We start from the raw sequence: 25530 nt of genomic DNA on the forward strand, positions 1-25530 counted from the left end.
CTTGTTGCCCAGCAGGTCCAGTAGGTCCCTGAGGTCCTTGTTCGCCTTGTGGTCCAGTTGGTCCAATAGGTCCTTCTGGTCCTTGATTACCTGTTGCTGCGTACATGGCGTATGGTACAGACATAACCGGAGATGTCCCCATATGAACGTAATCGTTGTTATCGGCTTTTAATTCAATTTTTATCAGTACTATTTCACTGCTCCAGGGAACATCGGCGAAATTGCCAGATAGTATTTGGCCTTGCCCTATTGTTAAGTTAACAATACCGAGATTGTTAGTTGTACTGTTGTGTAACTCAGAGTAATAAACGGAACTGTTACTTTGGTTAATCAGACTAATCCGTAAATGTACATCTTGGTTTTGAAGCGTAGTGCCATCTTGTTTTTGTATGGCTGCCTGGTAGTTAAATCCTTGTTGTTGTGCTGTTGCTGTTGCAAATACCGTTATGCACAATAAGATAGAGAATAAATATCGTTTCATAACACCTGACTTTTAGTTAATTATATGTTTTCATGTTTCTCGCAATGTAAATTAAAACAAAATAAATTAAAAATGCAATAGGTGTTTTTAATAAATGGACGAAATTATTTCCACCACCACCATAACAAGGTGATTGTCAGCGACATGAACCAGGTGTGTTTTGACAACAAAAATGTTAATGATTTGTTAATAAAACAAGAAATTAAAAAGCAGAAGCTTGAAATAAAGGCAATCAAAAATTGAAACCAAAGGGTATGTAAATAAAAAAATGAGGCTGTAACAAAATAGAGGCGATTTTATTTCAGATATATAAACAATCTTTTACTTTGTCTCCCTTATTAATTTTAATGATTTTTCCAGACCACTTTCGTGTTTTATATTCAGTATCATAGTAGAAGTTGAGAGAGAGTCTAAATTGAGCCTATAATCTCCTTCTTGTTCCATACGAATGTTTCTTATGTCTATGGTTTTACCTTCCAAAGTGTTCAGAGAAATAGTGTATTTGCCACTTCTGGGGAAGTATATATTTACATAATCTTTAGCAGGATTTGGGAACACGCGTAGCTGAGAAATTGAAACTTCATTTACAGATGTTCCGCTTTCTACTATTAGATCCAAATCGTATATACGCCCTTTATCCACAGGATCTGCTCCCAAGTCAGCGTAATGAGTTGGGCGCCATGCATCGGTATATACCACTCTTATTCTGGTTTTACCTAACTCTGCTGTAGCCGGAACAGTTATATTTTGTGAAATATTTAATACAGTAGCACTATTATTTGCTTTTCTTTTCCCAATAATGGCAATTCGTTCTCCTTCATCTGCAAAATCATAATCCTGATTCCAGTCAACTAAAATAATTGCTTGACACCATTGTAATCCATCAGATTGATCGGGAAGTGCGGTTAGATTCAAATCAAAAGAATTGCCACGCTTAACTGTCACTACTGTTGAGTTGTGATAAATATAGTGAGAAGGAGGTGGAGTTAAACTTGTATAATCAATATTTGTTTGCCCTTCTTCAGTAGTTATTTTTGTTACATATCTATCAGGTCCAACTGGTCTGTATTCTACCGGTATAGAATAACCTATCGTGTAGCTTGCTGATGACATTAGACTATTAGCCATTCCCTCTTTTACAGCAAATGCTTTTATGGTTGCAGAGTTTTCTAAAACAATTGGTTCTGTATATAACAGAGAGTTTTTATTTGGGACTGAACCATCAAGCGTGTAATAAATAGATGCTCCTTCTGTAGCAGATGACAAAGTGATTGTTTGAGGTGGATCATAGCTTCCTGATTCCAATGAAAATTCGGGTTGTGCCACGATTTCTGTTCCTACTTCTGTAAGGCTATCAGCACCATTCGTTAGCCAGTTTAATGAGAAGTTCAAGAAGTACATTTTGTATGGTACGGTCTCATCTTCTTCCAAGTAAACACCTATTGTTCCATCAGGAAGAATAGTAATTGATGAATAAGCTGATTGATTAGGCGCAATAGTCCTCTTTATAGGCCAAGTTGTTCCTTCATCGTAGCTTATCCACATGGTTACGTTTCTTCGATTGTTGTTATTTGGCAAAGTGTGTAAAATTCTATCTTTGTCGTAACCATCTTGGGTAGATGTGTAGCGGACAATATCTGCGTCACAGGCATTGCCCCAAATTTCCGACCAACTGTTTTTTGGTCCCCAAGTTACACCGCCGTCAGAAGATTTTGCCCAAAGTCTGTTTCCTGTTGTACGGCTACTCATTAGGATATCGCCACTGTTTAATTCTACGACCTTGGCTTCGTCGCCGCTAATAATTGCTCTTTGTGAGACCTGCCATGTTTCTCCATCATCGTCTGAGTAAACTGCATAGTTATGCAATCCGGATATTCCCGGTTCACGTACAGCTACTACAGCCATTAATCTGCCTTCTTCGGTACATAAAGCGTGACCCGAGCCAAAGAAGAGACCAAGCCACAGCTGACGAACAGGATCATCACATTCAGGACCGTAAATTTGCGGTGTAATATCTGTTGGGGAAGTCCATGTTAATCCGTTATCATCGCTTGTTGACATATAGGTGCGAATCAGATTATTAGGGTTAGAGTCCCATAATCCGTTTCCTCCTACAAAAAGCGCAACAAGTTTTCCGCTATTTGATTTAATAATTGCGGCGTCACCAAATCCCCCGCTTGGACTTCCTTGAGCCACCAAAATAGGCTCTGACCAGGTTTTTCCACCATCGGTACTTCTGTTAGCAACGATATCAATATCAGCAGGGAGGTCATTGGCGTTGTTTTTTCTCTTATCTGTCAATATCACCAACGAACCGTCTGAAGCAGTCGTGATAGCTGGAATACGATAGTTTGTTGAACCGTAATCTCCGGGAGCGTAAATCAGTTTTCTACCAAGCATAATTTCACGACTTCCAATAGGATTACCTTTATCAAATGTGTGAGTTTCAGTTGCCGTGGAAATAGAAATTGCCTCAGCATCAAGTCTGTTTCCCTCTTTGGCTGTCTCTTTCACTTTGAAAGTTACCCAAATATTATTGTTTCCGGGTGTAATATCTCCATTTAAAGGAATAACTATTTCATTTTCTTCGGGATTCGCAGTAGCGAGAAGTTGTGTAAACTCATTAATCGGGTTACGTGGGTCAAACAGAGTGGAGGTTCCTGTTGTGTAAATTTTGATCTCTTCAATATCATTTATATCAGTAGTGCCATTCAGATTCATTACTAAGTTCTCAAATGAAGAGGGGTTATTTCCTGTAGTTGTTAGTTGTATTCTCAAAATCTCTTCATTGTCATTTCCTATGCCGGAAAAGTTATTATCCTGAAATACGATTGAGCCCGTTATGTTAATATCTCCCTTTGTAGAAAATTCAGCAAATAAAGTAGGGTAGTTGCCTTTAATATCTGCAGTAACATTATCGGTAGTGTTTTCAAAACTATAAGCTGTAATAGCTACTGCTAATATAGTTATGCACAATGGAAATGATAGTAAAAATTTTCTCATAGTGGCTTATTTTTAATTAATTGCGTAATGTCACTTTTTTGGTTTATGGTATTATTCGCTTAGTAGTTCAACCATCCAAATAGCATCATCTTTAATTTTTTTGTAGGCTAATGTGCTGTATCGTTTGGCAAATCGGGAGTCCCAAAACCATTTTTCTACCGTTTTTCTGTGTTCCTCGGGTATCTCTGTGCTGTTGGTTTTAAAAAAGTAGTATTGTAAAACAATCAAGTGGGTTTGATAGGTTGAAATATCGGTTTTTATTGACATATCAATCAGGAAATCAATTGCTTTGCTAAGTGCATTTCGAGTTTTAGTCCAGATGTTTTTTGCAATCTCCGGATTTAGTTTAAGTTGCGAGCTTGAACGGCAATCGTCAAAAGCATTCATTGCGAGAGAAAAGGTGAAAACACGGTCGTTAAGTGCCCCAAGCTTAGCGACTTTCTGCATTGAATTAAACTCTTTCATCTTCTCTTTCAAATCAAACTCAGTGCTCCACGTAGTTGCATGAACAAGATCGAACGATGTTAATCGCTTGCCACCCTGGTTAATACGTTCGAATATCTCAACTACATCATCAATTTCATAATTCAGGGTTTTAACTATGCTGACAGGGTATTCAAGCAGAAGTTTTCGAGCATTTTTCCAGTTTTCGGCAAATCTTGGTGAATCTGCGGTAAGGGCATTTAGAGTCTCTTCAAACTCTTTTTTGTCAAACAGTTTATATGCGGGTATATTATATTTTTCGCTTTTGCGACGAGGCACCTTAAATTTCTTTCTGGCAGGATTAAAGCATATTTGCTTATAATCAATTCCTTCGGCTTCCAAACCACGGAATGTCCTGTAAAGAGATAAAAGCCTTTGCTGTCCGTCTAGAATAAATTGAAACTGTTGGTTTTCAGTATTATGATTTGGCAAATCGTCAACTGTTCTCACAAAACGGTTGTACTCCTGAGGTGCAATCCACATAAAAAATGTTCCTATGGGATATTGCAAATAGAGACTATTAAGCAACAGAACAATTTTTGGTCTTTCCCATACGTAATCACGTTGAAACATGGGGATTTTGATATTTCCTTTTTCCAACTCGTCAATAAGTTTTGGAAGTGTCCAACCGGCAACAATTTCAATTTTTGTATTCATGGGTTATTATGTTTAAGTAGCTCGAAAGCAATTAACAAATACCAATTTTGTAATTTAGTGATTAAAGTTAAAGGTTATTTCTTAAATAGCAATTTAAAAAACGTTACTTTTGTTTCGATTGAAAAAAACTGTTATGCGAAATATCCATTTTATAGCCATTGGTGGTGCAGCCATGCACAATTTGGCTATTGATTTAAAAAACAAGGGATTTAATGTTACCGGTTCAGATGATGAAATATTTGAGCCTTCACGTTCACGATTAGAAGCACATGGTTTGTTGCCGGAGAAGTTTGGTTGGTTCCCCGAAAAAATCACGCGTTCTATAGATACCGTTATTTTAGGGATGCATGCAAAAGCCGATAATCCTGAGCTTTTAAGAGCCAAGGAGTTAGGTGTTTCTGTTGTCTCTTACCCCGAGTTTTTATATAATCAGACAAAAGATAAACTTAGGGTAGTTGTTGCCGGAAGTCATGGCAAGACTACTACAACTGCCATGATACTGCACGTTCTGAAAACGCTTAACCGTAAGTTTGACTATATGGTCGGTTCACAAATAGAGGGTTTTGAGCTTATGGTAGGTTTATCAGACGACGCAGAAATAGCTGTCTTTGAGGGAGATGAATATTTGTCCTCGCCAATTGATTTGCGAAGTAAGTTTCATTGGTATAAGCCCGATATAGCTATTATAACAGGTATTGAATGGGATCATGTTAATGTTTTTCCAACTTTTGAGGAGTATGTGGCTACTTTTAGAAGCTTTGCGGATGCAATTCCAGAGACCGGCAAACTGTTTTGGTATAAAGAAGATATTGAATTACAACGTATTGCCAAATCAGCTGGCATAAAAGCAGATTTGAAACCATATGAGAGATTGGACTGGGAAAAACGCAATGACTATACAGTTATAAAATTTAATCGCAAGGAGTATAAGTCGCATCTGTTTGGAAATCACAATTTTCAGAATATGAATGCTGCAATGCTCGTTTGCAACGAGTTGGGCATAGATAGCGACAGCTTTTTAAAAGCTATGGGGGATTTTAAGGGTGCAAGCCGAAGGCTACAAAAAATTAAAGACGCGGAAAATCCCGTATTTTTCGACTTTGCACATGCTCCATCAAAAGTGCGAGCAACTGTTATGGCTGTGCGCCAAATGTTCCCTGACAAAAAGGTAGTTGCTTGTTATGAGCTGCATACATTTAGTTCGCTAAACCGAAAGTTTATACCTCATTATAGCAACACTTTAGATAAAGCTGATAAAGCTTTTGTTTACTACAACAGCGATGTTTTGAAACATAAAAATATGCCTGAAATAGAGCCTACTTTTGTGGCAGAAAGTTTTAAACACTGGAACCTTGAGGTTTATACTGAAAACAGTTTAATGTTTGAGCAAATTGCGCGTGAGTGGCAAAAGGGTGCGGTTATACTTTTGATGTCGTCTGGTAATTTTGGGGGCTTAGATCCTGTTAAGTGGTCGGAATTACTGGTTTAAATCACTAATTCAGCGTTAAAGACTTGGGCAATATGCTTTCGTAGCAGGATTTTCTCATTTTCGTAATCAAACTTTTTACCCTTGATTTTTTCCAAGCTTGTTACTCCCCTGTTGGTAAATCCACATGGGTTGATATATCCAAAATATCTTAAATCGGTGTTTATGTTTAATGCAAATCCGTGCATGGTAATGTAATGACTTGCTTTTGTGCCTATTGCACATATTTTTTCAGGACCTCTGTCGGCACTAACCCATACTCCTGTAGCATCATCTAATTGATAGGCAATAATATTGTGCTCCTTTTTCAAATATTGGATAATAGATTCTTCCAACTTGTTGATATATCCTTTGTAGGTTAATCCCATAGCTTCGAGATCGAAAATGGGATATCCTACAATTTGTCCCTGTCCATGATAGGTAATATCGCCACCACGGTCAACTTTGTAGTAGGTTGCGTTAATAGCTTTTAACATCTCGTCGCTAATAAGCATGTTTTGACTGTTGCCACTTTTGCCTAAAGTGTAAACATGTGGATGCTCAACAAAAATCAGATGGTTTTCGGTAGGTTGTTTCTCTGTCTTTAGCTTTACTTGACGGTTGAAGATTTCTTGCTGCATTTCCCATGCTTTACCGTAGTCGGTTAGTCCGTAATCAAGATATTTTATTGTGGATTTAGGCATGTTTTGTGATTTTGTTAAGTCTTGTTTCTCCTATAAATGTTTTTCGGCGTGATATGACGAACGTACTAAGGGACCGCTTTCAACAAATCGGAAGCCCTTTCGTAAGCCTATTTGTTTTAGTTCGTCAAACTCTTTGGGCGTTACGTAACGTTCTACGGGTAAATTTTTGGGCGAAGGCTGTAGGTACTGCCCGATGGTCATAATATGGCAATTGACGCTTAAAAGGTTGTCCATTGTTTGCAAAATCTCCTCTTTCGTCTCGCCAAGTCCGAGCATAATACCGCTTTTGGTGGTAACGCCTATAGAATCTAAGTAACGCAAAGTTTCTAACGATGTTCTGTATTGTGCTTTTGTGCGTACTTGATTGGTCAGACGTTCAACGGTTTCTAAGTTGTGTGATATGATATCGGGTTTGCTTTTAGCCACAATATCAAGCAGATGGTGTTTGCCATCGAAATCGGGAATAAGGGTTTCTATTGTTATATTGGGGTTTACCTCTCTGACTTTTGTAATTGTTTTTGCCCAATGGTTGGCTCCGCCATCTCCCAAGTCATCGCGATCGACTGACGTGATAACTGCATGTTTGAGCTTTAGAAAACGTATGGCTTCTGCTAATTTTTGGGGTTCGTCGGCATCGGGAGCTAACGGTTTGCCTGTGGTAACGTTGCAAAACTTGCAGCCTCGTGTGCATATATCGCCGAGAATCATAAAAGTAGCTGTTCCTGCTGCCCAGCATTCGCCCATATTAGGGCATTTGCCACTTGTGCATATAGTGTGAAGATTATTTTTTACGATTAAATCGTTTAAGGCTTTGTATTCGTTGGTTTTGGGAAGCTGTATTTTAAGCCATTCGGGCTTTCTGGATATTTTCATGTGTTTTAGATTTGTGAGTAGCAAAAGTAATCAAATTTTTAATTGGAACACTGAAGATGCGGATTTAACGGATTAACACAGTTTTTTAGTTAAACGCATTAGATTTTGGCACAACAATCCGTTAATTTGATTGAATTTGCGGATTATATTCCTTGAATTTGATTAAATTTGCGGAAATTATAGTTGTTCCATACCGATAAATTCATAAAAATTTTCAGGAGTGATAGTGGTGTAAATGGCATTTGGGTATGATTTTATAAAGTCGGAGGGAACACTCGTTTTTTTATTTTTACTCCATTTGATTTCAAAAGCATAGATTACACCATCTTTTTCTTCTAAATAATCAATCTCTTTTTGCGTTTGTGTTCTCCAAAACCACGAATTGGCATACGAGCGAGAGTAATGATTCTTTTTCTGCCTTTCAGAAATCAGAAAATTCTCCCACAGTGCGCCGACATCGTTTCGCAAGTTGACGGGATTAAAATTTGCTATCAATGCATTACGAATTCCATTGTCGTAGAAATAGATTTTTTTACTGAATTTCAACTCATTTCGTTGATTGCGACTGAAAGAATTTAATCGAAAAATAATATAAGCCTGCTCCAATAGTAAAATATATTTCTCAATGGTTTTGGCATCCAATCCGCATATTCTACCCAATTCGGTATATGAAACCTGCGATCCTACTTGAAAAGCCAACGCTTGCAGAAGTTTTACCATTCGGTCGCTTTTTTGGATATTCTCCCATTTTAGCACATCTTTGTACAAATAACTTGTGGCAAGTCCCTGCAAAACTTCTACCATATTTTCAGCCTTTTGCATTACCACTTCGGGATAGTAACCGTAAACAAGGCGTTGTTCCAACATGCTATATTCCTGAAAGACACCGTGATATGCTACCATTTCAGCAAAAGATATGGGATACAATTTGTATTCCCATTTTCTTCCTGTCAGCGGTTCATTGATTTTATTAGCTAAGTCAAAAGATGAGCTTCCTGTTGCAATTACCTGAATATCTTTCATTTGATCTATAATGATTTTCAACTTAATGCCGATATTCAGAATATTTTGTGCTTCATCAATAATCAAAATTTTCTTATTGCCAATTAGTGTTTTAGCAAATGGAAGGCTAAAATTCTCAAATAAGAGCTGTGTTTCCAAGTTATCACCTTCTAACCAAAGCACGTCAGGATTTCCATCAAATTTACTATAAAGCAATGATGTTTTTCCAACCTGTCTTGCTCCCTGAATAATAATCGCTTTTCCGTCAAACAAGCGTTTATCTATCTCTTTGCTTAAAATTCGAGTAATCATATTTCTAATTTTTTACGAAGATAAATAAATAATCCGTGAATTTGATGAAATTTGCGGATTATATTCCTTGAATTTATCAGCAATTAGTAATGCAGTGCAGTGAGCGTAGTTGTAGTGTGCAATGCGATGTACTGAGCTAAGCCGAAGTGAACAATTAACACTTAAGTGGCTAGTTATCAAAGAAATCACCATTCGATAACTTTATTTTTACATGTATTTCTAAAGTTGGACTTTAGATTTACAAAACTGAAACATGGTTGACACGGGTTTAGCAGATTAATTATGCCACCCCTTCGGGGTTTTATAAATCCTTAATATTCAATGGGCTATAATAATTCCATCCCTTCGGGATTGGCGATTAAAGTTAAAAGCGGTGCACTAAGTGTAGTATTTCGGCAGGCTCAATAACCATCTAAGTGTCGAAAGAAAATAGAACGCAGAACACACAGATTAGACGGATTTACGCAGAATGATTTTAGACAGCTTCTCGGATTTCACGCAAAAGAAAAGCGACTCTTGCGAGTCGCCTTCCTTGAATTCTTATGAAAAAATATTACTCTTTTACGATTTTTCCTTGCATATTGCCGTTTTTGGTGGCGATGTTGTAGAAGTAGATACCACTATTCAGTGCGCTGCCGTCGATTACAAATTCGGTGGTTTCGATGCATCTTATGCTTTCAGTATAGACCTGTATGCCGAGGATATTATATACACTTACCTGAGCCACACCGTTGACGGTTTCGCTTGAATTGATGCGAACCATGCCGCTAAATGGGTTAGGATAGACACTATGGCTGAGGCCTGAGATTTCAGAGATGGAATTGTAGTCATCAACGTAGAATAAGTTCTGAAGTTCTTGCTCTTGAAGGTTGCCCTCCTCGTCGGTAATGACAAACTTAACGGTGACCCACTGTTTGTTGACTTTCCCAATAAGTTGTGACATGGGTGCTTCATAGAAGTTACCGTAGTTGATATGAAACATAGCTGTGTTTTCAGTAAATTCAAATGGCTGATAATCGCTGTCGGCAGTCTTATAATAAAGCTCAATATTGGCTGCCTCTTCATAAACCATGTTCCCATACATTTCAAGGTCAACATGGAAATCGCCAGCGGCAAAATTTATCTTGCCATTATAATCAACAACAATCGACTCCTCATTTTCGCTATTTACAATTTGTAAAATTGTAAGTGTTGGTGGTACACCATCCGCCTTGTTCATGTCGTATGAGATATGCGCTGTGTTAGTCTTTGCAATGCCATCAACTACAAGATTATCGTTTACAATATCATATTCAACTTCGGCTGCATCAGCAAAATTCATCATGATTTTGTTTGCCAAATAGAGACTGTCGTTGAAAAATTCTACGCCGTTGTGTGTGATTCTCAAAGTGCGCTCTTCGTCTTTCATTCTTTGTAAACCGCCATCTCCTAAAAAACCGATTTTACCCCCAAAGAAAGACTCTTCGTCTGGGCTGTTGTCGGCGTTAGACGAAACAGCATGCTGATATAACATGGGGGTTCTGTAGCCAAAAGTCATAGTCTTCTCAGGATTGTAGGTGTACATTGCCGGTGTATAAGGAATGTGTTCCGGATAACTTGCTTCTCCAAATCCCGTTTTCAAAAATAAGCCATAAGGTTCTCGTATCATCTCTCCATCATCATTTAAGGCGTAAGGGAATAGAGTCATAGCATCAACAAAATCTTCATTAATACTAAAAAATAGATTAAAGGGATCAAAACTTTCATAGATTATTGGAGCAGCCATGAATTTCATCAAAGTACCATCAGCCGTCAAAGGCTCATCACTAACTTTTACATTGGTAACAACTGTTAATGGTTGGAAAGGATCAAATGTTTGCCAACTGTTCCAGCTACTAATAAAATAATAAGATTCTGGTCTAGGACCAAATTTATAGCTAATCAATGAAAAATAGGCACTGTCAGGATTGTTGATATTGTAGTACTCTTTATGTGAAAATAAATCTTGTGGATTGTTGGCTAAAGTATAGATTCCATTTATACCCTCGGTTATGGTAGGAAATAGAATGTCGTAAGCTTTTTGGTTTTCAACAGAAAACGACACTGTGTTATATATGGCGCTGCGATTGCCGAAATCATTGAATAACAGACCTGTATTATTGGATTCGTTGAAATCTTCTGCAATAAAAAGGCCTTTAATAATATGAAAGTTCCATGAGCCGTGACTCATTACAAAATAAGTATGAACTAAGATTGACGCTGAGTCGATGGGCAATTCCGCAAAAGCGGTTTCATTTTCATCGTAGCCGTCTAAGTGGATATAATTAGTAGCTTCACTCATTGAAGGATTGAATATGGTATCTCTTGCAACCTCAAACTGGTCATATACGAGTATTATGGGTATAGGTGCAAAATCTTCTGCACGACCCCTTACAACAATATCATAGTTGCCTTCTGAGACTTCCTGTTCGAAAGGACCATCCTGTCTGCGTTGATAGAATTCATATCCTTCGTCATTATTGACAATAATTTGTCTCCAATCTCCTTCAGGTGCGATTGTTAATGTGTAAGTTGCTTTGCCTTCACTCATGACAGAGCTATTTTTTACTTTTGAAGTGACAGTGACGATATTGTCGCTTAACTTTTTCACTATTTGGTCGTCAGATGTTTGAATTGTGCTCAAAAATGTTTTGCCATCGCCAATTTGGCAACGATTTTGGGCTTTAAGACCTGTGGCACCCAGCATTAAGGTTGCCATAAGAAGCAATTGGTAGAATTTTTTCATTTTCATTTTGCTAAAATTTAGTTTGAACTTTGTGATTGATTTTCTTATAGCAAAAATAAATCGCTTTGGGTTAGTGTCAAGAAATTCACGGTTTACTTGAGGTGTAAACGCAAAAAAAGCAGGTGTATATTAGGTGACACTCATATTTAATTTACAAAAAATCAATACTTTCCTAAAAATTTGGAAAGAGAGGCATAGGGGTCTGTAATACATAATTTTTTACGCAATCTACTGCGTGCTGTTTTTACGCTATCAGCACTGACGCCTGTTAATTCAGCCACCTCTTTTACATTCAGGTTGCTTTTAATATAGGCGCATAATCGTAAGTCATTAGGTGTCAAATCGGGGAAATCGGCTTGCAATTTTTTGTAGAAATCGGGGTGAACCTGGGTAAAAAAATAGTCGAAATCTTTTGCTGAGCCGTTGTCAATTAAGCCTTTTAGGTCGCGAATTGTAATATCTACAGCGTTGTTATTGCCTTTTGGATTGTTGGCAAAATAAGTGAGTTTAGTTACCACTTCTTGCAGTACCTGGTTGAGATGCATTTGCTCTAAAGTTTTAGAAGTTACTTCGCGATTGCGTGTATCAAGAACTGCAGCTATAGTTTCTAATTTACGCTTTCGGTTAAGCATAAAGATAACAGTTAATAAGGCACCCACTACAAACAAGAATGCAAATGAAAGCCATATAAGACGATGCCTTTGCCGCATAGCAGCCTGCTGGAGTTCGTACTGCTGTTCCATAGCCATGGTCTCTTGTTGGAATTTTTGAATTTGTACCTTCTCGACATTCTCCCTATTATTAAGGGTATCTGTTAGGGTAATAAAATAACGCAAGGTTTCCACTTCTCGCTTGTATGCCTTCATATTATCCAGAATATCTGACTTTAATTTCACTGCCATCCATTCAATATTAATTAAATTAGAGGTGTTCGCTATATCAATGGCATTGTCAATGGTTTTGAGAGCCTGCTCATATTTCCCCAAGCCATTCAATGCATCTGCACGAAGCAGTAATTCTCTTGAAAATAATGATTTGTCACCGTACTGAGCCGTATAATATTTAGATGCATCTAAACTTTTAATAGCCTGATCCCAAAGATTAAGATCTATAAAAACAAGAGCTTTTATCTGATAAGCTCTTATTAGCTGATATCCATCATTACCGTTCATTTTTTCCATCTTTGTTACATAGCTAATGACGGAATCTACATAAAAAACGGCAGAATCGTATTGATGGAGTTCTCTGTATGAAGCCGCTATATTTGGCAAAGCACTTAAATTAAATTTATTTTTTAGATTTTCTTTGAAAATATCAATGGCATCTTCATATTTTTCCAAATGCTCAAGCATAGCTCCCAAATTACCTAAAAAGAGGTGTTTCAAACTATGAAACCCATTCTTTTCAGCGATTTTTAAGCCATTGTTAATACTTTCCTGGCATTCTGGGAAGAGGTTGTTGTCGAAGAAGTAGGCACTTCTTGCCAAATAAATTCTTGCCAGAAGCAGTTGCGAAGCCTCGTTTTTTCGAAGGGTTTCTGCTATACGGAGTGCCTTGTTAGCATGGGCTAAGAACTCTGCATTGTAAGTATAGTAAACACAAAGCGCTTTGTAATAGTGGCTTTTTGCTATCCAATAATTGTCGTGTATGCTGTTGGCAACATCTCCCAATTCATTGATAAAGCTTGTGGCATCAACAATTCTGTGGTCGTCAAAATAAAACATAATAACATCATCTAAAGCCATGGCGCGGTTAAGGTCAGTGCCACGGTTTTCCTTCAGCCTCTCAACTAACGAGTCGGGGAGCTGTGGAGTGCTGTACTCTTCCTGTGCTACGGCTACAAATGAGAGAAAGAGACTAATCAGCAATATAATGATGGAGTGTTTCATTTCGCTTTTTACAGGTTGGAGTATCATACCAATCGTACAACAAAAATAATATAAATAGTTTAGAATATCGATTGTACAAATACATATAATCAATTCTGAAAGGTTGACATGATAATAAATGTAAAAAAATAGAAACAGTTAATTAGGGTTCACTGAAAAAGTCTATGCTGTTTTAGGGTGTAGGTTTTGTGATTGGTGGTTAGTGATTGGTGACGTTAACTAAATAACCATTAAGGAGTTAAGGAACATTTAGGAAAGATTGTGTCTTTATGATATGGTTGATTTTTGAAGATTCATATTTTCGGATTAGTGTTTGTTTTTTGTCCGTAGGACAACATATGATTAACCATAGGCGCAAGCCTATGGGTGTGCAACAGCACACAATCCCACCCGTTAGGGTGGCACATTACTTTAACGCATAAGTGTCGCCCTACGGGCGAAAGTCGGGGGGGTGTCGTTTCCGTAAGATAAATCTTACGGTTAATCACATGTTGTCCTACGGACAATTCCGACTTCTAATTAAATTTAAGTTTAAATATTAGTGCACGGATTTTTCGACAAATATTAGTAAAACCTTGCACTTAAATAAGGAAAAACGCATATATCTTACTTAAAATCAAAAGAATAAGACTTTTTCAGTAGACCCTAATTAACCCCGAAGATGTGAAATAATGTTTTGATAATCAATGTTTTCCGTTGTACGGATTAATTATGCTACCCCTTCGGATTTTGGTAAATATTTGTTATTCAACGGGCTTCCGAACGACCATTACAACAATATTATTTAGTTTCAAAAATAGTTTTGTACTTTTGTAAAAAAATCAAGATAAAATGGACAAATTTTCAGACCCAATTGGAAGATTAATGGGATTGCGATATAAATCTCACCCCTGGCACGGAATCGCTATCGGTGAAGACGCACCCGAAGAAGTTACAGCTTTTATCGAAGTTGTGCCTACCGATACTGTAAAATATGAGATTGATAAAATAAGCGGTTATTTGCGCGTTGACCGTCCTCAAAAATTCTCGAACGTTGTTCCGGCACTATACGGATTTATCCCCCAAACCTTTTGTGGGAAAAGGGTTGGTGAATATTGTGGTCAAAAGGCAGAAAGAACAGGAATCGTTGGTGACGGCGACCCAATGGATATTTGTGTGTTAACCGAAAAAGACCTTTCACACGGCGATTTATTGGTAAATGCAATTCCTATCGGCGGATTCAGAATGATTGACGGTAGTCAGGCCGATGATAAAATAATTGCTGTTCTAAAAAATGATGCAATATATGGACATTTCGATTGTATAGACGACCTTCCTGAAATTGCAATTAAAAGATTGGAACACTATTTCCTAACCTACAAGGATATGCCGAATGAAGACAGAAATACAGAAATTACACATATATATAAACGTGACGAGGCATTACATGTAATTCGTCTTGCTGTTGAGGATTACAACGAAAAGTTCGATAACATCGGATTAATGCTATAGCAATGTGCAATTAGCAATTAGCAATTAACAATTAAGTGACTGATTTTCAACTAGTAGCCATGTTTTTTTAAGTCTTGGAATGGGTTAATCTCAAACCCTGAATTTTTAGGTAAATAGACATTCGAAATACTTCGCACAGTCACCGTTACCGGTGGCTGAGCTTGTCGAGGCCACCACAAAGGAGCCTATGACAGTCACACTTCGGCAAGCTCAGTGCACCGCTTCGATGGTTGTTGAGTTTGTCGAAATACAGGCTTAGTGACCGTGCTCCAGTGCACCGCTACATTATTTTTTTTGTCGCCTTGACAAGTTGTAAATGTCTGTCCTTCTGTCTCTTAGGTTTCTTACGCTTCCGAATTGGTTTAGCTCGTTTAGCAAATCTAAATCCACATCGGCAATAAGTATCATTTCTGTGTTGGGTGTGGCTTCGGCTTTGACGCCGTTGGTTGGAAATGCGAAATCGCAAGGCGTGAAAACCATAGCCTGACCATATTGTATATCCATATTGTGAACTTTCGGCAGATTGCCCACACATCCCGCAATTGCAACAAAGCACTCATTTTCAATGGCACGTGCCTGAGCACAGTGTCTTACACGTGAATAGCCGTTCTGTGTGTCAGTTAGGAATGGGACGAAAAGAATTTGCATACCCTCATCGGCAAGCAGACGCGGAAGTTCGGGGAACTCAACATCGTAGCATATCAGTATGCCGATTTTTCCACAGTCGGTGTCAAAAGTTTTTACTATATCGCCACCTAACATTCCCCATACGCGGGCTTCGTCGGGAGTAACGTGGATTTTTTCGTATTTATCACGCGAGCCGTCTCGATGGCAGAGATACCCAACATTGTAAAGATGATTGTTGCGCAATTTAGGCATACTTCCTGTTATAATGTTGATATTGTACGAGATAGCTAACTCGGACATGTGGTTTACTATATCGTCTGTGTATTTTGCAAGTTCGCGAATGGCGTTTGGTTCGGAAAGGTGGTTGTATTTTGCCATCAATGGAGCGTTGAAAAATTCAGGGAATAGTGCAAAATCGCAATGATACCCAGAAACGGCATCAATAAAAAACTCGGCTTGCTGCATCATGTCGTCCAAATCTTTGTACGGTCGCATTTGCCACTGAATAAGCCCCAGACGGACAATCTTTTTTGCGATGGAGGCTTCGTCGCTTGGTTCTTCGTAATAGATGTTGTTCCAACGCATTAGCACGGCATATTCGTTACTCTCTTCGTCTCCTCGCAAATATCCGCGAAGTATCCGAACGGCTTGAAAGTTGTTCGATATTTGGAAATTTAGAACGGGATCGTCCATCTCTTTCAGGCGCACTCGCCTGATATATTCACGTGGCGAAAGCTTGTCGGCGTAGAGATGATAATTGGGCATTCTTCCACCGAAGATGATAGATTTCAAGTTTAGCCGCTCGCAAAGGTCTTTGCGGTAGTCGTACATACGTCTGCCTAATCGAAGACCTCTGTACTTTTCGCTTACTAAAACTTCGATACCGTATAGCACATCGCCATTTGGAGTGTGTGTGCTGAAGTTGTCGCCTATGATTTGTTTGTATGTGTGGTTATCTCCATATTTTTTATAATCTACGATAATGGAGAGTGCGCATCCCGCTAGCTTTCCGTTTACTTTTATGACTATTTGCCCTTCGGGGAAAATATTTATTAGCTTTTGAATCTGCTCTTTTCTCCAATATCCATCTGGTCCGTCTGAGTAGATATCAATCATTATCTGTTTTAACTCGTCGTAGTCGTCAATGCTTAGGTAGCTTAATTCGATGTTTTCGATATTACTTAAATCCATATTTAATCAATTAACAATTAGCAATGTGCAATTTACCACTCTGCGAGTGATAGGGTGTGTTTTCGCACATTAGGTTGGTTTGGTTTGCTGTTTGAAGGGATTATATATCACCCCCTTCGGGGTTAATCATTTCCTTTTTTCTGTATCTATAATCTTGTCATCCCTTCGGGATTGACAGTTATAGCAACTTGGAATAGCTCAAAGATACGATAAAAGTTCTGAAAACACAAGGTTTTTTGATTTATCAAAAAAGGTGTTTATGTTTCAATTACTTAAAGCATAAACACCTTGCATCTTATAACTTTACCATTAATTTAATCCTAAGCTTTTAATATAAGCTTCGTTGTTCGAGGGTCGTCCTAAAAACTCTTCAACAGCTTTTACAGCGTCACGTTGTTTGCCGTTTGATAAAATAAGTTTGCGGAAGCGTAAACCTGTGTTTAAATCGAGTAAGCCGTTTTTCTCGAACTCGGTGAACATATCTTGTGCGTAAACCTCTGCCCATAAGTACCCGTAGTAGTAAACTGGGTGCGTGTTTATATGTATCCAGCTTGCTTGTGGGTGTGTTCCCTCGACGTAGAAATTCATAATACCGAGCTCTTCGTCAATTTTACGCCATAACTCATCGGTGTCTAACGGTTTTTCAGGATTGTATAAGTTGTATAGGTTCATATCGTAAATGCAGTTCCTTAATGAGTTTAGTGCAAAATAGCCCGATGATACATTTTTCGCAGATACCATATTGTCAAACAACTCTTTAGGCAACACTTCGTTGGTTTTATAGTGTTTTGCAAAACGTTTCAGAATGTCGTAATCCCAAGTCCAGTTTTCGAATATTTGTGACATCGATTCTACAAAATCGGTTTTTGCTCTGGCTTGTAGTGCAAATTCGCCGTCGTATGACATTCCATCAACAATGTGCCCAAACTCGTGAAACAGTGTATTAAGCTCTTTGAAGCTTATAAGCGATGGCAATTCGTCTGTTGCAGGAGTGAAATTTCCTAACAGCATTGAAATGGGTATTTCATATTCCCCTTCTGTTTTTTTGCCAGCTGTTAGACGTACACCATAAAACCACGACTCTTTATTTGGACGAGGGAACAGATCCAAGTAAACGCGACCTTTTAATGTGTTGTTGTCATATACGTCGTACATCAAAACATCGGGGTGCCAAACCGAAGCGTTTTCGATTTTGCGGAACTCAAGTCCTAACAGTTCGTTGAAAATATCAAGTATCCCCTGTAAACACTGATCCATTGGCAAATATTCTCTTACCTTTTCGTAATCGACATCAAACTTTGTTTTTAGAATCTGATTGTTGTAGTAGGCTATATCCCACGGTTCGAGTTTACAGTTTTTGTTACCAGTTTCGGCAGCTTTTACTTGCCTTAGTTCTTCAATGTCTGCTTTGGCTTTTGGTTTGGCTCTTTCAACCAAATCGTTAATAAAGCTCCATACCGTTTCAGGATCTTTTGCCATTTTGGGGACTAAATTGTAATCTGCGTAGGTTTCATATCCCATTACTTGTGCAAGTTGGTAACGCTTTTGAACCAAGTTGTTTAGTATATCCAAGTTTTTGTCGGCTGCACGTGTGTTGTATTTTACGAAAAACTCTTTGCGAGTATTCTCACATGCTGCGTTTTTCAAAATCGGGTCGCGAGTGGCGTTGATAACAGGTATTTCGTAGCTGTTGTCCGTCTTTTTGTATGTGTTTTTGAAATTTTCGGGAAGACCTTCGGCTCCTTTTTCATCAACAACAACTGTTTCGCTTGCCGAGTTCATGTTGTTGGAATATTCTGATGTTAAAAGACCAATCTCTTTTGTTAACTTTTCATATTCAGCAAGTTTCTCTCCGTCTAAGTTTACACCAGATTGGGTAAAATGCAGAATCAAATCGTCAACGAATATTTTTCTGTGTCCTTGCAAGCTTTTGTACTCATCTGTTGACAGGAAAGCTTGCATTTTGTTGAAAATCTGTTTGTTTGAATAGAGTGTTGTCGATAGAGAATCGAGAGCTAAATGCCCTTTCAAACCAACTTCTCGCGATAGTGAATCGGGAGATGTCCAGTAGAGCATAAAACAGTTGTTGTCTGCGGTGTAAATTGTGCTGTAAATGTCATCTAAAGCAACAAAAATGTTGTCAAAAGTAATTTCATTGCAATTCTTCAACTGTTCAATTGCTTCGCTCATAGTTTTAAGCGTGTGATTTGCATAATCTTCAATGTCCTGGGCTGTGATTTTTGCATAGTCGATAGGTTGATTATCCTTGACAAAGAAGGGGTTTTTGGAACTTTGGTCTTGAGGCGAACAAGCCACCAAAATAGAGAACATAAGTAGATAGTTAATAAATTTCATAGGTTGCTTATTTATTGATTTTATTAAAACAAAGCTCAAATTTACCCATTTTTTACGTTAAATATCATAACACCGACACAAAATCGAAAATAAAGTGGCCCTGATTTTGTTAACTTTGCCGTTTATAAACTATAATCAATGGGACATTTAAGACAAAACCCTATGTACAAGTATCTTATGATGCTTGTTATTACGGCAAGTGCAGGATTACAGGGTTGGACAGTTCTTTACACAAATTTTGCCAAAGAAGTGGCAGGTGTTAATGGGTTTCAAATGGGTGTTTTACAGTCGGTTAGGGAGCTTCCCGGGTTTCTTACTTTCTTGGCTATTTATGTTATGCTCGTTGTTAGGGAGCATCGTCTTTCGGCATGGTCAGTTATGTTAATGGGATTTGGTATTGCTATAACAGGTTTTTTTACGTCTTTTGGCGGAATTATTTTTGCAACTCTTGTAATGTCAATAGGTTTTCATTTTTTTGAAACAACTAACAAGTCGCTTACAGTCCAGCACTTTAATCAATCCGACACTGCAACTGTTTTTGCACGATTACGGGGTTACGGAGCATTAGCAAACATAGCTGTTGGAGCATTTGTTTGGGTTTTGACAGTTGTTTTACCATACAAAACAATCTTTCTTCTGTTGGGAATTTTCGTTTTTGCTTCAGGACTTTATATGCTTATTAAAGATCCATTGAAAATAACGAAAGAGTATCAGGTGAAAAAGTTGGTAATTAAGAAGAAATATTGGCTTTATTATGTTTTAAATTTTATGACGGGAGCAAGGAGACAAGTGTTTACGGTTTTTGCCATATTTCTGTTGGTAGAGCGTTTTGAGCTTGGTGTTTCTACAGTTGCAGGGATATATGTCGTAAACTATGCTCTAACATTTTTGTTAAATCCGCAAATATCGAAAGCGATTGATAAATACGGCGAGCGTGTTGTGCTATCGTTAGAAAGCATTAGCCTTATAGTTGTGTTTTTGGGCTATGCTTTTATTCCAAATGTTTATGTGGTTGTTGGTTTGTTTATGCTTGACAGTGTTTTTATGAATTTCAGTATTGGTATTAATACATATTTGCAGAAAACTGCTGATAAAAAGGATTTAGGTTCCTTGACAGCTGTTGGATTTACTATAAACCACATATCAGCAGTTATCATCCCCCTTTTTGGAGGCGCGCTATGGCTTATAGACAGAAAACTGCCCTTTTTGATTGGGGCGGGGCTGACTGTGGTTTCGTTTATGTTTATACGGAAAATAAAGGTAAAAGCAATTAGCAATGTGCAATGAACAATTAACAATTAGTACACAGAGTATCAATCAATTGCCACGATTTTTAAGTCGTTGATAAGGTTGACACAAATATTTTTTGGGCTTAAGCCCTTAATCAATTAGCAATTAGTAATGCTTGCACTGAACGATGCCGAAGTGTGCAATGAACAGTTGAACGTGGGTGATATGGATTTGATGTTAGTGCGAGTGTTTTGGATGTAGAGACGGAGCATGCTCCGTCTCTACGTTGAAAACATTGCCTACGCGAACAATGTACAATCTACAGTATTGAATCTCCTTGCCCTAAAAGGCACGGATATTGAAATGCGGTTTGTGGGTTTAACTGCTTAAAACTCAGCGTTTTTTGGTGTTCTTGGAAATGGAATCACGTCACGGATATTGCCCATTCCTGTTACAAATAGCATTAGCCGTTCGAAGCCCAAACCATAGCCCGAGTGAACAACAGTGCCAAATCTGCGTGTATCTAAGTACCACCACATTGACTCAATTGGAATGTTCATCTCTTTCATTCGTGTGGTTAGTTTGTCTAAATCCTCTTCACGTTGTGAGCCTCCGATAATTTCGCCGATTTGTGGAAACAGAACGTCCATAGCGGCAACTGTTTTGCCATCAGGGTTTTGCTTCATGTAAAATGCTTTTATCTCTTTCGGATAATCGGTAAGAATAACAGGTTTTTTGAAATGCTTTTCTACTAAATATCTCTCATGTTCGGATTGTAGGTCGGCTCCCCACTCTTTGATTGGGTAGGCGAAACGGTTTTTCTTTTGGTCGGGGCTGTTTTTTAAAATATCGATAGCCTCGGTGTAGGTAATTCTCTCGAACTTATTGTCTAAAACAAACCTTAATTTTTCCCTTAAAGTCATTGCAGAGCGTTCGTTTTGGGGCTTCTCTTTCTCTTCGTTGATTAAACGTTGTTCAAGAAATTCCAAATCTTCTGCGCAATTGTCTAAAGCATACTGTACCAAGTATTTAAGCATATCTTCGGCTAAATCCATATTGTCGTGGATATCGGCGAAAGCTACTTCTGGTTCAATCATCCAGAATTCGGCTAAGTGGCGGCTTGTGTTTGAGTTTTCAGCTCTAAACGTTGGTCCGAAGGTATAAATTTGCGATAGAGCTAAAGCAGCAAGTTCACCCTCTAATTGTCCGCTAACTGTGAGGTATGTTTCGCGACCAAAGAAATCTTCACTCCAATCTATCTCTTTTTGAGGTGTGCGAGGTGGATTATTTATGTCGAATGTGGTCACTTGGAACATTTCTCCTGCCCCTTCGCAGTCACTGGCTGTAATTATTGGCGTATGAACGTTGTAAAAACCACGGTCATTGAAAAACTTGTGTATTGCAAATATCATGTGGTGTCGAACTCTGCTAATTGCGCCAAACAGATTGGTTCGGAATCGCAGATGAGCGTTCTCTCTTAAAAACTCTAAAGAGTGGCGTTTTGCCTGCATAGGGTATAAGTCGGGGTCAGAGTCGCCCAAAACTTCGATTTTTATGGCTTGTACCTCATTTTTTTGACCTTTCCCCATTGACTCCACTAACTTGCCCACAACAGAAATAGATGTGCCTGTGTGGATACGGCTAAATATATCTTCATTAATTGTAGAAAAATCGGCAACAATTTGTGCATTACGTAAACACGAACCATCGTTAAGAGCGATAAAGGCTACGTTTTTGCTTACGCGGACAGTTCTAACCCATCCCATTACAACAACTTCACTTCCAAAATCTTCGGAGTTTGTTAGTTCTGAAACTTTTATTCTTTTCATATTTTTATTCTTTTTTCGTTAAAAGGTTGTAATGTAGAGACGGAGCATGCTCCGTCTCTACTTAGTGTGTTTTATTTATAGGGGTTTATCTTGTTATGATAATTCCCATTCACAACCATCTTTTGTATCTTTTAATGTTATTCCAATATTGAGCATTTGGTCTCTAATTTTGTCAGAAGTGGCATAATCTTTTCTTGCTTTTGCCTCACTTCGCAGTTGAATCATCATTGAAACCAATTGATTAATTCGTTCACGATCGTTGCTGTTTTCATCAGAGGCTTTTAATCCTAAAATATCGTAAACAAAGGTGTTAATTGTTTTCTTTAAAATCTCTTTATCTCCTTTGGTAATTTTTAATGTACCGTCTGCTATACTGTTAATTGCTTTGGCTGCGTTGAAAAGGTGCGATATTAAAATTGGAGAATTAAGATCGTCAAGAATCGCTTCCCAGCACTCATCACGGAGCTTTTGAACTTCGTAAGTTGAAGAAGTTGACTCAGGTAAATTGTTTATTCTGTTTACTGCACGCATTAAGCGTTCAAGACCCTTTTCGGCTGCCTGTAATCCCTCGTTGCTAAAATCGAGAGTGTTGCGATAGTGGCTTTGCAAGACGAAAAATCGAATGGTCATTGGGTCGTAAGCCTTTTCTAACAGAGTGTGTTCGCCGCTGAAAAGCTCTGTAAGTTTTATAACGTTGTTATAGCTTTTACCCATTTTTTTGCCGTTAATGGTAATCATGTTGTTATGAACCCAATATCTTGCCATAACCTTTCCGCTGTGGCAGACACTGCTTTGTGCAATCTCGCTCTCGTGGTGTGGAAACTGCAAATCCATTCCTCCGCCGTGAATATCGAACTGATCTCCCAAATATTTATGGCTCATTGCCGAGCACTCAATATGCCATCCGGGGAACCCTTCGCCCCAAGGACTTTGCCAACGCATAATATGTTCGGCGGGTGCTTTTTTCCATAGTGCAAAATCAGCTTTATTGCGTTTTTCGTCTTGTCCGTCGAGTTCGCGCGTTGTCTCTAACATATCTTCCAAAACTCTGCCACTTAACTTGCCATAAGGTACTTCGGACTTATATTCGGCAACATATTTTTTCAGATCGAAATAAACGTTTCCATTGATTTCGTAGGCGTACCCTTCCGCCAGAATTTTTTTAATCATCTCGATTTGTTCGATAATATGCCCTGTAGCTGTTGGTTCGATCGTTGGGTCGATATTGTTAAACTGTCGCATTGCCCAATGAAACAGATTGGTATATTTTGTAACCAACTCCATTGGCTCAAGCTTTTCGAGTATGGCTTTACTACTAATTTTATCTTCCCCCTCGCGTCCCTCTTCCTCGAAATGCCCTGCATCAGTTATGTTTCTCACATATCGAACTTTGTTTCCCATGTGCGTTAACAATCTGTAAAGCAAATCGAATGTGATATAAGGGCGAGCATGTCCCAAATGGCTTTCCCCGCTAACCGTAGGTCCGCAGACGTACATTCCAACGTGACCTTTGGTTATCGACTCAAACTTCTCTTTTTTGCGACTTAGCGTGTTGTATAAAACCAAATCCATAGTAAAAATTCCTCTGTTTAAAATTTTGTGCAAAGATACAGTTTTGTTAATTAAATGTTTGAATAATATTCTTAACAGTCTCTATTTTTTCATCAAGTAATTTGCGTGATTTTGCTTCGGCTATAAAACGCAAGTATGGTTCAGTATTCGATGGGCGTATATTGAACCACCAATCGGGGAATTCAACACGGTATCCGTCAAAATCCATTATAGCTGTTGGCGTTTCGAGTTTGATGAAATGGTTTTTTACAGCATCCATAGCCTCTTTTTTCTTGTCGATTTTGAAATTTATTTCGCCCGAATTGGCATAGGTTTCAATTTTCGCAATTGCTTGTGAAAAGGTGACTCCTTGTTGCTTGAATTTTTTTATTACATTCATAATCAATATACAAGCCAATAAGCCCGAGTCGGAATAGAAAAAATCGCGAAAATAGTAGTGTCCTGCTAACTCTCCGCCGTAGATACCGTTAATTTCGCGTAATTTAGGAGCAGCAAAGGCGCGACCAACACGCCATGTGTGCATTTTTCCACCCATTGGCAAAAGATACTCCCCAACAGCCTTTGATGTACGAATATCCTGAATAACGTACCCTTTTTCGCCTCGCTCCTCCAAAAAGTAATGACCTAAGAGTGCTATCATAAGGTCTGGCGATACAAAACGGCTATTCTCATCGACGAACATAACTCTGTCACCATCGCCATCGAAGATTATTCCCAAATCGCTTTTGTTTTCTTTAACAGCTTTTTGCAAATCGACAACATTTTTTAAATCTAGCGGATTCGGCGCGTGGTTTGGAAACGTTCCGTCGATATCTTCGTACAGAAATTTTGGGGAATTGCCAAAAATATCGCGAATAAGTAAGCCTGCCATTCCGTTTGAACAATCAATTGTGACGTTCATTTCTGAATAATCGGTTATGTACTGTTTCAAAAAGCTTAGATATTGCTCTTTGACCTCAAAATCAACTATTTTACCCTTTTGTTTTGCAGGGGTTATTGGGGCGTCTTCGGTGATTTTATCTCTTATTATGTTTAATCCGGTGTCTAATCCAACAGGGAGGGCGTTTTCGCGCGAAACTTTCATTCCATTATACTCACGTGGATTGTGCGAGGCTGTAATCTGCACTGATGCTTTAAAACCATGTTTGGCTGTGGCAAAATATACCATTGGCGTGGTAGACAAGCCAATGTTATAAACATCGGCACCTGCATCGACAATGCCTCTACTCAGATATTCATATATTTCGGGCGATGATGTGCGAGCATCGCGTCCTACTAATACCTTGTTGGTTTTTAGCAAGTTAACCAAATGGAATCCTATTTTGTATGCATCGTCACGATTAAAATCTCTGTTATATACCCCTCTGATATCGTATGCGTGAAATGCTCCCATAATTTTTACGTTTAATAATGATTTTAATTCAAGTTTAGGAATGACAAAGTTAGTGATTATTTGCTTCGGCTTGTAGGATATTGTATGAATATTAGTTGTGTGTGGGCTTGAAATGGCAATCATTATACGAAAAGTTTTTCATTTGTTATAATATAATTAATTCAAACAAAAATCAATTATGTTTGTTTGTCTTATTCTTAAAAACATTT

15 protein-coding genes and 1 pseudogene are annotated in these 25530 nt (G+C 38.3%); 3 read left to right on the forward strand and 13 right to left on the reverse strand.

The genetic code is table 11. From position 1 onward, the window contains the following. The 3 genes and pseudogenes from GX311_02765 to GX311_02775 all read right to left on the reverse strand — a co-directional run bounded on the left by GX311_02765 (position 1) and on the right by GX311_02775 (position 4624). Positions 1 to 94, reverse strand: a pseudogene (locus GX311_02765) (bclB domain-containing protein). Between the two features lie 708 nt (positions 95 to 802). Beyond that, on the reverse strand, positions 803 to 3484 hold the full coding sequence (locus tag GX311_02770; GenBank protein NLK15297.1) for a hypothetical protein: 2682 nt from the start codon (positions 3482 to 3484) through the stop codon (positions 803 to 805). Positions 3485 to 3535: 51 nt separating this feature from the next. After that, positions 3536 to 4624: a DUF262 domain-containing protein gene (locus tag GX311_02775; GenBank protein NLK15298.1), complete on the reverse strand. Its 1089-nt coding sequence runs from the start codon at positions 4622 to 4624 to the stop codon at positions 3536 to 3538. A 133-nt stretch (positions 4625 to 4757) separates the two neighbouring features. Between GX311_02775 and GX311_02780 the strand changes: the two genes are divergently transcribed. Then, positions 4758 to 6113: a peptidoglycan synthetase gene (locus GX311_02780; protein ID NLK15299.1), complete on the forward strand. Its 1356-nt coding sequence runs from the start codon at positions 4758 to 4760 to the stop codon at positions 6111 to 6113. On the opposite strand, the gene lipB is transcribed toward GX311_02780, so the two are convergent. From lipB to GX311_02805, 5 genes are all read right to left on the reverse strand, one after another. Then, positions 6110 to 6793 (reverse strand): lipoyl(octanoyl) transferase LipB, encoded by a 684-nt coding sequence (gene lipB, locus GX311_02785; protein ID NLK15300.1) that lies wholly within the window; start codon positions 6791 to 6793, stop codon positions 6110 to 6112. The genes GX311_02780 and lipB overlap by 4 nt on opposite strands. Positions 6794 to 6823: 30 nt before the next feature. Continuing rightward, positions 6824 to 7666, reverse strand: coding sequence for a lipoyl synthase (gene lipA / locus GX311_02790; GenBank protein ID NLK15301.1), 843 nt, complete (start codon positions 7664 to 7666; stop codon positions 6824 to 6826). 177 nt (positions 7667 to 7843) lie between these two features. Further along, entirely contained in the window at positions 7844 to 8980 is a 1137-nt protein-coding gene (locus GX311_02795) for an ATP-binding protein (GenBank protein ID NLK15302.1), read from the reverse strand. 553 nt (positions 8981 to 9533) lie between these two features. Then, positions 9534 to 11750 (reverse strand): T9SS type A sorting domain-containing protein, encoded by a 2217-nt coding sequence (locus GX311_02800; GenBank protein NLK15303.1) that lies wholly within the window; start codon positions 11748 to 11750, stop codon positions 9534 to 9536. A 155-nt stretch (positions 11751 to 11905) separates the two neighbouring features. Further along, the gene (locus GX311_02805) at positions 11906 to 13633 is read right to left on the reverse strand and encodes a hypothetical protein (protein ID NLK15304.1); all 1728 of its coding nucleotides are present in this window, start codon (positions 13631 to 13633) and stop codon (positions 11906 to 11908) included. Positions 13634 to 14497: 864 nt separating this feature from the next. Between GX311_02805 and GX311_02810 the strand changes: the two genes are divergently transcribed. Continuing rightward, positions 14498 to 15124: an inorganic pyrophosphatase gene (locus GX311_02810; protein ID NLK15305.1), complete on the forward strand. Its 627-nt coding sequence runs from the start codon at positions 14498 to 14500 to the stop codon at positions 15122 to 15124. Between the two features lie 285 nt (positions 15125 to 15409). Here the strand turns inward: GX311_02810 and GX311_02815 are convergent, their stop codons facing one another. Together GX311_02815 and GX311_02820 are read right to left on the reverse strand one after the other, a co-directional pair. Further along, on the reverse strand, positions 15410 to 16942 hold the full coding sequence (locus tag GX311_02815) for a GNAT family N-acetyltransferase (GenBank protein ID NLK15306.1): 1533 nt from the start codon (positions 16940 to 16942) through the stop codon (positions 15410 to 15412). 309 nt (positions 16943 to 17251) lie between these two features. After that, positions 17252 to 19297, reverse strand: coding sequence for a Zn-dependent oligopeptidase (locus GX311_02820; GenBank protein ID NLK15307.1), 2046 nt, complete (start codon positions 19295 to 19297; stop codon positions 17252 to 17254). Positions 19298 to 19435: 138 nt separating this feature from the next. Here GX311_02820 and GX311_02825 point away from each other — a divergent pair, with 138 nt between their 5' ends. Beyond that, positions 19436 to 20584 carry an MFS transporter gene (locus GX311_02825; protein NLK15308.1) on the forward strand — a complete coding sequence of 383 codons (1149 nt, stop codon included), beginning with the start codon at positions 19436 to 19438 and terminating at the stop codon, positions 20582 to 20584. Positions 20585 to 20913: 329 nt separating this feature from the next. Here the strand turns inward: GX311_02825 and asnS are convergent, their stop codons facing one another. The 3 genes from asnS to GX311_02840 all read right to left on the reverse strand — a co-directional run bounded on the left by asnS (position 20914) and on the right by GX311_02840 (position 25321). Beyond that, the gene (asnS, locus tag GX311_02830; protein NLK15309.1) at positions 20914 to 22356 is read right to left on the reverse strand and encodes an asparagine--tRNA ligase; all 1443 of its coding nucleotides are present in this window, start codon (positions 22354 to 22356) and stop codon (positions 20914 to 20916) included. Positions 22357 to 22449: 93 nt separating this feature from the next. Beyond that, positions 22450 to 23928, reverse strand: coding sequence for a cysteine--tRNA ligase (locus tag GX311_02835; protein ID NLK15310.1), 1479 nt, complete (start codon positions 23926 to 23928; stop codon positions 22450 to 22452). Positions 23929 to 23974: 46 nt separating this feature from the next. Further along, positions 23975 to 25321, reverse strand: a complete 1347-nt coding sequence (locus tag GX311_02840) for a phosphomannomutase/phosphoglucomutase (GenBank protein NLK15311.1) — start codon at positions 25319 to 25321, stop codon at positions 23975 to 23977. Positions 25322 to 25530: the final 209 nt, after the last annotated feature.

It is taken from the genome of Bacteroidales bacterium (genome assembly GCA_012519055.1).
Classification (GTDB): Bacteria; Bacteroidota; Bacteroidia; order Bacteroidales; family Salinivirgaceae; genus JAAYQU01.